Origin of the sequence: Bacillus sp. CH_48, assembly GCF_038008465.1 — a bacterium.
In the GTDB taxonomy this organism is placed as follows: Bacteria; Bacillota; Bacilli; order Bacillales; family Bacillaceae_G; genus Bacillus_A; species Bacillus_A thuringiensis_S.
In genome coordinates this window covers 1762484-1774687 of record NZ_JBBOZF010000001.1, presented here as the reverse complement: position 1 = coordinate 1774687, position 12204 = coordinate 1762484, and the positions used below count along the sequence as shown (strand labels likewise).

Genomic DNA, 12204 nt, shown 5'->3' with positions numbered 1-12204 from the left:
TCTCTTGCCTTCCATTCTTATATTAATATTTATCCCCTTACACTATCTCGCATTTTCTCGAGTGCTTGCCGATACATCCATCTTACTTGATAATATGTCATTTCCGTCTCTAAAGCGATTTCCCCCATCGTCTTTCCTACAAAAAAGCGTTCAAAAATAATATACTTCTCCTTCTCATCTAGCACGCTCATAAAATCCTTCACTTTCATTTCAACATCTTCAAAATGAAAGATATCCTCATACTCTCCTACACATACACACCTTTCTTGCACTGTGAACTCTTTCTTCAACCTCTCTAATATATAGCCACGTACTGTTACAACTGCATATGCAGGAAAACTCCCTTTCTCTGCATCAAACCTTTCATACGCATGCCAAAGGCCAATTAAACCACATTGATAATACTCTTCATAATCTTTACGAATACCTAATTTCTTTATTTGATTTACAATCATCCCTTCATACAAAACAACTGCCTCTTTAAAAGTCGCTGGCTTCACACAGTACCCGTTTCTAAAAGGTATACCTTTCTATTATTCCGCGGTACCTTCACAATATAAAAATAAGGGAAAGATTTCACTGTGAGTAATTTCAAATACTACCGATGGAATTTGAAATTACACTAGATAGTATTTGAAATTTTGTTGGTGGTATTTGAAGTAAGGGTAAAAATAAAAAAGGTGACTCCTTTGAAGAGTCACCTTTTTTAAATAATATGTTATGCACCAAAGCCGCTTACTAAACCTCTTACAACGCCTAATGCAATTGTTAGGATAAAGAAGATTACAATTAAAATCGTAGCTTGTTTCTTACTTAAACCAGCTACAATATGTAAGCCTAGTCCTGTTAGAATGAGGCTCCAAATATTAAAAATTTCAATTGAAGAGGCAATTCCATGTGCTACTGTCCCTTGTTCAAATAAAGGAGCTAAACTTGTATAAACATCAGTGCCATTTCCATCAAAAATAAAGCCTAATCCTGCATTTAACAATCCGCCGATATAATAAACCAGATTAGCATATAAGTAAATCGACAATATTTTCATGTACGGTGTATCATTGCTCATAAACATCATAATAATTTTATAAAAACCTGCCGCAATAAAGAGACCTATAGGTGTTCCTAATAGACCAACAAGTGCGCCTCCACCAAGGGTAAATCCTTTTACCATTGCCCCTGCTTCACCATTTAATTCTTTTGCCAATTCTGGAGTACTAATTAATGTTAAGTAAGACACTGCTGTTGCTATAATCGTTCCTAATATAACAAATAAGAAAAATGCCCCCCAAACCGGACTTTTCGTCTTCATTCTCTCAAATTGCTCACCTGGAGAAGTAATCATTCCTAATAATGATGGCTTCTTCGCACCCACATCTTGCGTATTAATATTTGCTTCCATTATAACGCCTCCTTCTATTTATATAACCCGTTCTAACGGGCGGTTCACTTCCTCACGCAAGAGGCTACGAACCGCCCATTAGAACGGTAATGTGTAGTTCTACTACACTATTAATTACTCATAACGCAATGCTTCAATTGGATCTAATTTCGCAGCTTTATTTGCTGGAATTAATCCGAAAATAATACCGAGTGTCATCGAGAACAGTACGCCTCCAACGACAACTTCCCACGAAACGAGCGGTGGCCATTTTGCGAATGTGGAAACGATATATGCTCCGCCGTATCCAAGACCAATTCCGATTAAACCACCTAGAAGTGTTAACATAACAGCTTCAATTAAAAACTGTAATAAAATTTTACTACGTGTTGCCCCGAGTGCTTTACGTACACCAATTTCACGTGTACGCTCCGTTACAGATACAAGCATGATGTTCATAACACCAATTCCACCAACGACTAATGAAATACCAGCAATACCACCGATGATCATTGTCATAATACCGGTCATCTTCGAAATACCTTCTTGAATTTCTTTTAAATTCATAACTTCATATTTACCAGTTGCATCAGTCGGTTTACGACTGTTTAAGACATCTGCAGCTTTTTTACCTGCTTTTTCTAGATTATCTACATTTTTTGCTTGAACAGAAATATTTTGAATTTCATCTTTTCCATACAGTGTCGGCCATAATGAAATTGGAACTAGTGCTTCTGATGGTCCCATTCCCATAAACTCATTATCTGATTTGTAGACACCGATAATTTGCATCGGTTGACCTTTCATTTCAATAATTTTACCGACTGGATTGGCATCCTTAAACACCTTTTCTTCCATTTGTTTACTAATCATAACAACGTTATTACCTTGATCCACATCTGATTCTTGTAAAGAACGTCCCTTTAACAACTTTACTTTATTTACTGCAAAGTACTCGCTATCTAATCCAGTAATACTCACCATTTCTTTTTTATCTTCAATATCAAGTGGTTCCATGCTGGAATTTGTTGTTACCACATGTGCGATCTCTGGAATTTTTTTAATTTCAAAAATGTCTTCTTCAGTTATCTTCGGTGCTTCTACCATTCCCATACCGAAAGGATCGTTTATATCTGCACTATAATGAATCGGAACCGTTTGATTACCTGCCCCAACAAACTGCGATTTCAATGCAGCTTCCCCGCCTTGCCCAATCGCAACGACAGTAATAATTGAACCTACCCCGATAATAATACCGAGCATCGTAAGAGCTGAACGCAATTTATGAGCTAAAATAGAAGAGAGGGCAATTTTTATACTATCTAGTAAACTCATACCGCACACCTTCTATCTTCTGTAACTTTCCCGTCCCGCAGTACAATGCGGCGGGAAGAATACGCTGCTACTTCCTCTTCATGCGTAACCATAACAATTGTTGTGCCTTCTGCATTAAGCTTCGTGAAAATATCCATAACTTGCTCACCAGACTTCGTATCAAGTGCACCAGTCGGTTCATCGGCCATAATGAACGTTGGATTATTTGCAATCGCTCTTGCAATCGCTACACGCTGCTTCTGTCCACCTGATAACTCATTCGGTAAATGATGCACGCGATCTGCCAATCCAACTTTACCTAACGCCTCCAAAGCGCGCTTACGACGCTCCGCTTTCTTCACACCACCATATACGAGCGGAAGCTCAACATTTTCCACCGCGGAAAGACGAGGCAGTAAATTAAAGTGCTGAAATACAAACCCAATATATTCATTACGAATTAAAGCAAGCTTTGACTCGTCTGCTGTTAAGATATTCACGTCATTCAGCTTATATTCGCCTTCTGTTGGACGATCTAAGCAACCAATAATATTCATAAGCGTTGACTTACCAGAACCAGACGGTCCCATAATCGAAACGAACTCACCGCTCTGAATCGTTAAACTAATACCATGCAAAATCGGCACCGCCAATTTTCCTTGATAATATGTTTTGGCAATATTATTTAACGTAATCATTTCTCTTTCACTTCCATTCCGTCATACACATCGTCGGAAGGATTTTTAACCACCTTTTGCCCCACTGTTACGCCTTCTACAACCTCTGTCCAGTCTCCATCAGTAGAACCTTTTTTCACATTTTGTTTACGAAGCTTCCCTTTTTCCTCAACATAAACAAATGCATCATCGCCTTTTTCTACAATGCTTTTACTTGGAACAGCAATCATCGTCTTATTCTCTAAGTTTACTTGCAGAGAAACGTGGTAACCTGGAGATAAACCATCTTGATTATCAAGACTTGCTTTATATGTATACTGAGACATATTTTGAGTTGCTTCACCCATGCCGCCAGCTTGCGCCATCTCTGCACTCGTTGGGAACTCACTTACCTCTGTAATCTTACCTGTCCACTTCTTCTTATTATTTGCTTTCGCTGTTACAGTGAATGTTTGATCCTTTTGAATTTGTGACTTCTGAAGCTCAGTTAACGTACCTTGAACTTGGAATGGGTCTTTAGAAGCTACTTGTAAAAACGATTTTCCTTGACCACCTAACGCTTGAGATGAACTTTGTGCCGCATCTTTATCTAACTTTTGAACAACACCAGCGAAATTACTATAAATCGTAAGCTCTTTCTGCTTCTTACTTAACTCTTCTTTCTGCAACTTCCCTTTTTCTTTCTCAAGATCAGTTGTCTTTTGAGCAATCTCCAGCTCACTTACTTGCTCGTCCATCGGATCCGTTACTTCTTTCCCAGCTCCGCTATCTTTCGCCTTCTTAATTTCTTTCTTGAGCGAATCAATCTTCTTTTTCCCTTGATCATAACGCATATCTGCCATCTTCTGATCAAGCTCAGCTTGCTTCATTTGAAGGTTAATCTCTTCATTATCATAAGAGAATAACTTCGTACCTTTCTCTACCTCTTGCCCTTCTTTTACCTCAATATCTTTCACTTTCCCTTTAGCCGGATCTGCATAGAAGCTTTCAATATTACCAGGCTTCACCTGACCAGAAATTAACTTCGTATTATTCAGCTTACGCTCTGTCACTTTCTCAAAACTTACAGCATCAGACGTTGTTGATGCCCCCTTCTTCTTACCTTGCATAACAAAAATATTAATTGCCGCTACAATAGCAATTAGTGCAATAACCCCAATAATAATCCATTTCTTCTTCTTGTTTGGAGTACGAACCGTATTTGGTAACATATTCTCGCTCCCTTTTATAACTTAATAGTTTAATATAAAAATTGTATAAAACTTTCTGAAAACAGATTACATATTATTACATTATTTTTACAAAGTTTTACACATCCATTTATATTGTAACAAAAATTCCAATGATTAGAAATATGACATTATATCTTTTAAGATAGATTTAAGGAAAGATTATATTATATAGAAAAAGCCATCCAAAATAATAATTGGATAGCTTTTTCAAACAAAATATTACGCTACTTTAGGATCTTTTCTCTCATGTCCACGTTGAACAATAAATAAGAAGATTGTTGATAAAACCGCTCCTGTTAATAGTAAGATGAAACAACCATCCCAGCCAGAACGATCAACAATAACACCAATTGCTGCGTTAGCTACAAGACTTCCGCCTACATAACCGAATAAACCACACATACCAACTGTCGTACCTACTGCAAATTTCGGTACTAATTCCATTGCACTTAAACCGATTAAGAACTGTGGTACATAAATTAAACAACCGATAATAGAAACTGCAATACTTACAACAAGTACGCTAGTTGCTTGCCAATATATAAACGTACCAATAACAACCCCAACCATACTAATAATACATAATGGCATACGTTTTCCTTTAAATAATTTATCACTTAAAAAACCAACGATTAATGAACTTGGAATTGCCATACCTTCAAAGATTGCATATGCCGCATGCGCTTCTGCTTTTGAAAATCCTTTAACTGTCGTTAAATAAAGTGGAACCCAGTTAATAACACCGAAACGAATTAAATAAACAAATGCATTTGCAATACATAAGAACCATACAAATTTATTTTTCACTACATACTTCATTAAAATTTCTTTTGGTGACATCTTGTTAGCATTATCTGCTTTTTCAAGATTTTCATAGTCATTACGATACTCATCAATTGGAGGAAGACCTTCAGATTCTGGTGTATCCTTCGCATTAATCCAAACAAGAACTGAAATTACCATTGCGATAATTGCAGGGAAAATAAACACGCCGCCTTGCCAATGGTTTTCACCAAAAATACCTACACCAATTCCGACAAGTGGTGGCACAAGCATTCCACCAACGTTATGTGAAATATTCCAAAGACCTGTTTTCGTACCGCGTTCTTTCTTCGAGAACCATTTCGTCATAACAATACTACAAGGTGGTGCTCCCATACCTTGTACAATACCGTTAACAACAAGTAATGTAACAATCATCCCAAATGAAGATGCAAAGCCAAAACAAATATTTACAAGCCCTGATAAGAATAAACCGACTGCAATAAAGCGCTGGGCGAAAGCTTTATCTGATAAATTCCCCATAAAGAACTTACTAAATCCATAAACAATTGCCATTATTGAACCTAGTAGACCAATTTCAGCTGTACTAAAACCATATTCTTGTACTAAGTACGTACTTGATAACGTAAAGTTACTACGAACTAAATAATAAGCAGCATATCCAACTGAAATCCCGATTAACACACGAATACGTAGTAATCGATATACACGGTCGATCATATCCGCTGGCAATCTTTCAATTGCAGGTGCTGGCTTGAGCCATTTAAACATATATTTTCGTCTCCTTTTCTCACTTCAGAGAGAGACGCTGTCTATTCCATATCTCGATTATCCCGCTATTTGATATATTTTGGTTCGTCCTTCTAACCGGCTGTCCTTCTATTTCTTTCTCATTCTTCGCAAACATCGTTGGTACGCCAAACGACACTTTTTCTAAAATGTGACCCGCTTCTTCTGATAAACAATAATCAATAAATAAATCCGCAATAATACCACTCGGTGCACGTTTTAGTTTAGAAATCGCATTAACGGATAACCCTGTTTGCTCAGGTTCGTTACTTAAAATAGGAAAGCCTTGTTTTTGAAGCATTCTCTGATCTCCCATAAAGTTGATGCCTATCATATATTCACCGCTCGCAACAAGTTCTGCTGGGATGTAACCATTCACTGTTACTTCTCCAACTTGTTCTGCCAGATTCTTCACATATTCCTTCGCTTCCTCTTCACCTAATGTATCAATAAGTGATTGAAAAAACGTATATGCTGTACCTGAAACATTTGGATCGGGCATGACAATCTTTCCCTTATATACTGGATTCAATAAATCTTTCCATCTTAACGGATACGAGAGACCGAGCGGCGCTATTTCCTCGTTCCACCGCTCTTTATTAATCGCAATTGCCAGCTTCTCCACTTCATAACCGTACCAATAACCATCTTTATCTTTAACGGTTTTCGAAATACGATTTGCATGTTGGCTTATCACAGGAATAGAAAGATTTTTTTGCTTCATCATTTGATGCGCATCTACTGTACCGCCAATAATAATATCCGCCTTCGGATTGCCAGCTTCTTCTTCCACTCTACGAAGAAGTTCTTCTGTTGAAAGACGAATAAATTCATACGTACATCTGCGTGGCTTACAAAATGATGAAAGTAACGCTTCACCAACTTCCTCACGAGCCGCTACATACGCAACAATATGACGATCATCCAAAATAGGGAGACCATTTTTACTATATTTAATAGAGGTTGTATCTCGAGAGCAACTAGACATCGCTCCTCCAATTACTAGCAAAAAGAAGAAAAAGGCTATCTTTCTCATGACGCATTCTCCTTTACGAATAACTCTGCTAGAGAGCCTTTCATATACATGACGTTTCCGTTATTATCACCGAGATATTGCACCACAAAGTACGATGGATACACAGAAATCGTAAGAATATCTTCACGATCATTCTTTACACGCTTACCTGTTTTATAAGCTGTAATATAAGCAATCGGTTCATTCTGCGATTGTAATAACTTCTGAATTTCTCCGTAATCTGTAATTTGCTTTGCGTACCGAATAGAATCAAGTATGTGCGTAAGATTGATAGTACGTACCACATCACCTTGACGTACTACGACATCCTTTGCCGAAGCAAAGAAATCACTAATACGCTCTGGCGTGTAATACAGGCTTAATAAATACGTTTGAAGTGCTGAAATCATCGGATCCATGCCATTCTTTCCGTATACATTTTCCCCATACTGGAACAAGTCACCTACTGCAAAAGTACGCTTATGTCCATTCAAGTACGTTACTTCTCCAGTAAATACTTGTTCTTGGCTCTTAACGCCCTCAGGCTCTATTCGAATTCGGTCAAAGAATGAAACAATCGTATGCAAACGAACTTCATCCGTTACAACAATTTCTCCCCACTTTTCATGTCTTACTTTCACTTCAATTGGAAGAGATTCATTCACCCTTTGTAAAACGGCTTGTTTATCATTTACAATGTTGATTCGATTATATATTTGCTTCTCCATAACATAAAACAAAACAAGAGAAACAATCATACAAATGACAAACATAAGAATTTGAAATGATAGCCTTTTCATTTCTGCCTACCTCCAAGATAAAAAAACGTTGTTTCGAAAATACCGCATAATTGTTTCATAAATGTATCATTTAACCGCTTTCAAGTTTTTTATGTCTTCCATCCTTCTCGGAAGCAAAAATGTAATGAATATTGTAGTACCTATTTCTTCACTACTCTCAATCCGCATGCTTCCGCCCTGCTTATTCATAATCTCCTGACAAATATACAAACCATAACCATTCCCGTAACTAGACGGAAGTGCCTTTCCTTTCGGAGACTCATTCCACTCTGCAAGCACCATTTCATCTATACCGATCCCATCATCATGAACAAAAACCTTCGCCTCATGCTCATTTACAATTACATTCATACGAATGTGCGAAGCATCACTATATTTAATTGCATTATCAAGCACATTTAAGAAAATTTGCTTCGTCTTATCAAAATCCGCAACAACATGTACACCCGTTAACTCATTTATCACTTCAATTTCAAATTGATTTAGGCGAGGCTTCACAATTGAAACTGCTTCTTCTGCCAATTCCTTTATATTCACAACTGTAGGAGACACTTCAAACGTACTCTTCCCATATTTCGAAGACTTAAGCAGTTCCTCTACAAGTGATAATAAACGCTCACTTTCCACAGCCACATAACGAAGACTTTCCTGTACATCTTCTTTCGATTGTAACTTCGGAATTAAATCAACATAACCGATAATTGCCGTTAGCGGTGTTTTCAGCTCATGCGTAATGCGGTCTAGGAAATCTTTCTGCTTCTCTTTCTCCTCCTGCAATTGCTTAATATGCAGCTCAATTCCATCGGCCATCGCGTTAAAAGATGCTGAAAGCTGAGCGATTTCCACGTACTCATTTAACTCAATCTTACTCTTATAATCACCATTCGCGAGCCGCTGTGCCATTTGTCTCAACTGATCAATTGGTTTATGAAGAGACTTCGCCAAACGAATCGCAAAGAAAATACCCGCAGCTACTAAACAAAGGGACGCCATTAAGAATGTCCAGCTCACATTTGTTAAAACTTCCTTCTCACCCGTTAACTCATTTATAAAACGAATACTTCCAATGACATCGTTTCCATAATAAACCGGGCTTGAAAACAAAAGAATGGGAGCTGGATCCGCCTCCTCAAAAACATAAGACTTCTTTCCCTTCAAGGAACTCTCAATGTCGATGTTACGGTGAAGCAATGCTCCTTTTTGTGTATCTGCAACAACATCGCCATTCTTCCCGATCATCTGCACACGGACATCCATACGCTTCGCTAAATACGACGCAATTAAAAGTGAATTAGGACCAAGCGTATCCACTTCTGCTTCCTTCTCTAAATAATTCATCGTATAAATTTGTGCTTCTACACTTAACTTTTCTAAAGAATCTGCTGCGTTATGATACATATTCTTTTCTAACGTAATATAAACAACTGCATATAAAAGAACAAAAATCGGAATTAACAGCCCAACTATTCCAAACACCATATTTCGCTTTAAAGACATACCATCACCACTTAACAATCCAGTTTATAGCCAACGCCATAAATTGTCTTAATATATTCTCCGCTCGTCCCAAGCTTCTTTCGAAGTCTCTGCACCATAATATCAACTGCTCTCGTATTTCCGATATACTCAAACCCCCATACTTTCTCAAGCAACTCATCCCTCATAAACACACGCTGCGGATTTGAAACAAACAACTGACATAAATTAAACTCTCGGTACGTTAACTGAATCTCTTGTCCACTCACATGTACCTTTCTTTCCTTAGGACAAATCACTATCTCTCCAGCCTCAATTACTTCATGACTTACAGCCGTCTCCGTCTTCTTTACACGCCGCGCCATATTCTTAACCCGAAGAATAAGTTCCGCATAATTAAACGGCTTCGTCACATAATCATCAGCACCAAGCTGCAAGCCAAGCAACTTATCATTCATCTGACTCTTTGCCGTTAACATAAGCACCGGAATATCCCTATCCCTCTCACGGAACAAACGAAGCAACTCATACCCATCCGTATCCGGAAGCATAACATCCAAAATCAATACATCCGGCCCTTCATTCCATCGCTCTAAAGCTTCTCGCCCATCAGCCGCTGCCAATACTTCATAACCTTCCATCTCCAACTGCATCCGAATCAAATTACGAATACTCGATTCATCATCAACCACAAGTATTTTCATCATTCTCCTCCTTCCATCATGTATTATAGTACAGTTTAGTATAGCAAAAATCGTACAAAAAAAGAGAGGGTATTGTCGAACATATTTTGTCGACGATACCCTCTCCCCTTTTATTATTTAGCTACAAAATAATCCGTTACATATTGTGCCCAAACTTCATGACCTTTAGCAGTTGGGAAACCAAACTCTTCTTTTAAGTATGGTAAAATAGCCTTTGTCGATGCATCCGGCCATGCTCCCCAATGATCAATATATGTATAATTATTTTGCGTCGCAAATTGTTTTAATGCTTCGATCGCTTTCGGATAATTTTTCGCACCATACACTGGATTTGATGGTTGAATCATAATCGTAGCACCCTTTGCACTAGTAGAAAGTGCTTGAACAAACTTCTGTGTACTCGCAACAGAGTTCCCATTACCAGTTTTACCGTTATCAGTAATAAATGGTGGTTCAAATAAAATCACATCTGGATTCTCTTTCGCGATCTCTTTATCACGCTTATTCACGATTAACTCTTCTGTGCTTTCACCCTTATATTCCTTTACAGCCACATTCCATAAACCTTTACCGTAAGCAGCTTCTAAATTAGCCGTTAACTTAGCTGCCCAAGCACCTTTTTCAGATGAAGAACCTTCATCACCAACAATAACAAGATTTACTGCCTTTTTATCCTCCGCAGCTTTCTTTAACTTCTCTTTCACTGCATCTGGCAAATTCTTCGCATATGCTTCATTAAAAGATGACTTCGTATCTTGTTTTTTCTCTTCTTTTTTCTCTTCCTTTTTCTCTTCTTTCTTCGCTCCGCTATCTTTCACTTCAGCCTTTGTTTTCGTTACTTCACTCGTTTGTCCCGTTGCATTTGCAACTTTCTTATTCCAGTACAATTTACCGCTCACAATCGAAGCAACAAACAATACAAAAATAACAAGGACAAGTATCGCTTTCTTATTCATCGATTCACCTCATCTATTAATCTCACAATATATAATACTAATATAAATTCACGCAAAAATAAACCCAACTCCTTCCAAAGGAGTTGGGTTATTACATACTACTTAGTCACTTCAAGATGCGCTCTTAATTTATTCGTTAAATCTTGTTTTGCAGCATCTGGAACGTAGTAATACCAAATACCATCAGCAGCTTTGTGGCCGTCACCTGGGATTTGAATATCTTCACTATTCTGCAGACAATCTTTATAATTCTTTTGCATATCAAACATTTGATCTTGCGTTAAGTTTGTCTTCACATTCTTTTGAATTGCTGTTAACACATCACCATAACTTGTTAAAGAAGAGAAAGTTGCGCCTTTCTTAATAACAGCTTGCATCACTTGGCGTTGACGCATTTGACGACCGAAGTCGCCTCGTGGGTCCTCTTTGCGCATGCGTGTATATGCTAGAGCTTGGTCACCCGTTAAGTGAATATTCCCTTTCTGGAAGTGTTTCCCTTCCAGGGAGAATTCTAAATCATTATTAACATCGACCCCGCCTACTGCATCTACAATATCTTTAAATCCTTCCATGTTTACTTCAATATAGTAATTGATTGGAACATTTAAGAATTTTTCTACTGTCGCTACAGACATGTCTACGCCACCAAATGCATACGCATGATTAATTTTATCACTTTTACCTTTTCCAACAATTTCTGTATATGTATCACGAGGAATACTTACTGTTTTCATTGAATTGTTTTTAGGGTTTAATGTAATGACCATTAAAGAATCTGAACGTCCTTTATCTCCACCACGCTCATCTGCACCTAATAGTAAAATTGAAACAGGTTCAGATTTATTGATTTTTTCTTCTTGTTTATTACCTTGATCACGTTTTAATGGTTTATGAACTTCATCTAATGTTTTTGAAACAGAAGAATATATATTATAAGCGTAAGCTCCTCCACCTATAATTAATACTCCTATGATTCCTAATATCCAAAATAAGATTTTCTTTTTCATGCTTTTAACCTTCTTTCTTCAGGTACCGCTATCAAATTATTATGACTACAAAATATAAAATACATTATACATG

12 protein-coding genes are annotated in these 12204 nt (G+C 37.5%); all 12 read right to left on the bottom strand.

Features of this window, described 5'->3' with window-relative positions; genetic code table 11:
• Positions 1 to 29: 29 nt before the first annotated feature.
• Positions 30 to 500: a sigma-70 family RNA polymerase sigma factor gene (locus tag N2V92_RS08720; RefSeq protein ID WP_033669089.1), complete on the bottom strand. Its 471-nt coding sequence runs from the start codon at positions 498 to 500 to the stop codon at positions 30 to 32.
• A gap of 218 nt (positions 501 to 718) precedes the next feature.
• The gene (locus tag N2V92_RS08715) at positions 719 to 1399 is read right to left on the bottom strand and encodes a Yip1 family protein (RefSeq protein WP_016078178.1); all 681 of its coding nucleotides are present in this window, start codon (positions 1397 to 1399) and stop codon (positions 719 to 721) included.
• Positions 1400 to 1513: 114 nt separating this feature from the next.
• On the bottom strand, positions 1514 to 2713 hold the full coding sequence (locus N2V92_RS08710) for an ABC transporter permease (RefSeq protein ID WP_000054346.1): 1200 nt from the start codon (positions 2711 to 2713) through the stop codon (positions 1514 to 1516).
• Complete coding sequence (locus N2V92_RS08705) at positions 2710 to 3390, bottom strand: ABC transporter ATP-binding protein (protein WP_000631619.1); 681 nt, start codon at positions 3388 to 3390, stop codon at positions 2710 to 2712. Before N2V92_RS08705 ends, N2V92_RS08710 begins: the two co-directional genes overlap by 4 nt.
• The gene (locus N2V92_RS08700) at positions 3387 to 4580 is read right to left on the bottom strand and encodes an efflux RND transporter periplasmic adaptor subunit (protein ID WP_042596728.1); all 1194 of its coding nucleotides are present in this window, start codon (positions 4578 to 4580) and stop codon (positions 3387 to 3389) included. The genes N2V92_RS08705 and N2V92_RS08700 overlap by 4 nt, the downstream gene beginning before the upstream one ends.
• A gap of 240 nt (positions 4581 to 4820) precedes the next feature.
• Positions 4821 to 6155 (bottom strand): MFS transporter, encoded by a 1335-nt coding sequence (locus N2V92_RS08695; RefSeq protein WP_042596730.1) that lies wholly within the window; start codon positions 6153 to 6155, stop codon positions 4821 to 4823.
• Positions 6156 to 6174: 19 nt separating this feature from the next.
• On the bottom strand, positions 6175 to 7209 hold the full coding sequence (locus tag N2V92_RS08690) for an ABC transporter substrate-binding protein (RefSeq protein ID WP_042596732.1): 1035 nt from the start codon (positions 7207 to 7209) through the stop codon (positions 6175 to 6177).
• Positions 7206 to 7988, bottom strand: coding sequence for a DUF3919 family protein (locus N2V92_RS08685; RefSeq protein WP_000826618.1), 783 nt, complete (start codon positions 7986 to 7988; stop codon positions 7206 to 7208). Before N2V92_RS08685 ends, N2V92_RS08690 begins: the two co-directional genes overlap by 4 nt.
• Positions 7989 to 8054: 66 nt before the next feature.
• Positions 8055 to 9485, bottom strand: coding sequence for a HAMP domain-containing sensor histidine kinase (locus N2V92_RS08680; RefSeq protein ID WP_042596733.1), 1431 nt, complete (start codon positions 9483 to 9485; stop codon positions 8055 to 8057).
• Between the two features lie 11 nt (positions 9486 to 9496).
• On the bottom strand, positions 9497 to 10168 hold the full coding sequence (locus N2V92_RS08675; protein ID WP_000699556.1) for a response regulator transcription factor: 672 nt from the start codon (positions 10166 to 10168) through the stop codon (positions 9497 to 9499).
• A gap of 113 nt (positions 10169 to 10281) precedes the next feature.
• A complete protein-coding gene (locus N2V92_RS08670) occupies positions 10282 to 11124 on the bottom strand; it encodes an SGNH/GDSL hydrolase family protein (RefSeq protein ID WP_042596735.1) in 843 nt (280 codons plus the stop codon).
• 98 nt (positions 11125 to 11222) lie between these two features.
• The gene (tagU, locus tag N2V92_RS08665) at positions 11223 to 12131 is read right to left on the bottom strand and encodes a polyisoprenyl-teichoic acid--peptidoglycan teichoic acid transferase TagU (protein ID WP_000727054.1); all 909 of its coding nucleotides are present in this window, start codon (positions 12129 to 12131) and stop codon (positions 11223 to 11225) included.
• Between the last annotated feature and the right edge of the window lie 73 nt (positions 12132 to 12204).

Coding starts and splice junctions, on each gene's coding strand:
- N2V92_RS08715 (WP_016078178.1), bottom strand. CDS start 1,399: ATGGAAGCAAATATTAATACGCAAGATGTGGGTGCGAAGAAGCCATCA.
- N2V92_RS08710 (WP_000054346.1), bottom strand. CDS start 2,713: ATGAGTTTACTAGATAGTATAAAAATTGCCCTCTCTTCTATTTTAGCT.
- N2V92_RS08705 (WP_000631619.1), bottom strand. CDS start 3,390: ATGATTACGTTAAATAATATTGCCAAAACATATTATCAAGGAAAATTG.
- N2V92_RS08700 (WP_042596728.1), bottom strand. CDS start 4,580: ATGTTACCAAATACGGTTCGTACTCCAAACAAGAAGAAGAAATGGATT.
- N2V92_RS08695 (WP_042596730.1), bottom strand. CDS start 6,155: ATGTTTAAATGGCTCAAGCCAGCACCTGCAATTGAAAGATTGCCAGCG.
- N2V92_RS08690 (WP_042596732.1), bottom strand. CDS start 7,209: ATGAGAAAGATAGCCTTTTTCTTCTTTTTGCTAGTAATTGGAGGAGCG.
- N2V92_RS08685 (WP_000826618.1), bottom strand. CDS start 7,988: ATGAAAAGGCTATCATTTCAAATTCTTATGTTTGTCATTTGTATGATT.
- N2V92_RS08680 (WP_042596733.1), bottom strand. CDS start 9,485: ATGTCTTTAAAGCGAAATATGGTGTTTGGAATAGTTGGGCTGTTAATT.
- N2V92_RS08675 (WP_000699556.1), bottom strand. CDS start 10,168: ATGAAAATACTTGTGGTTGATGATGAATCGAGTATTCGTAATTTGATT.
- N2V92_RS08670 (WP_042596735.1), bottom strand. CDS start 11,124: ATGAATAAGAAAGCGATACTTGTCCTTGTTATTTTTGTATTGTTTGTT.
- tagU (WP_000727054.1), bottom strand. CDS start 12,131: ATGAAAAAGAAAATCTTATTTTGGATATTAGGAATCATAGGAGTATTA.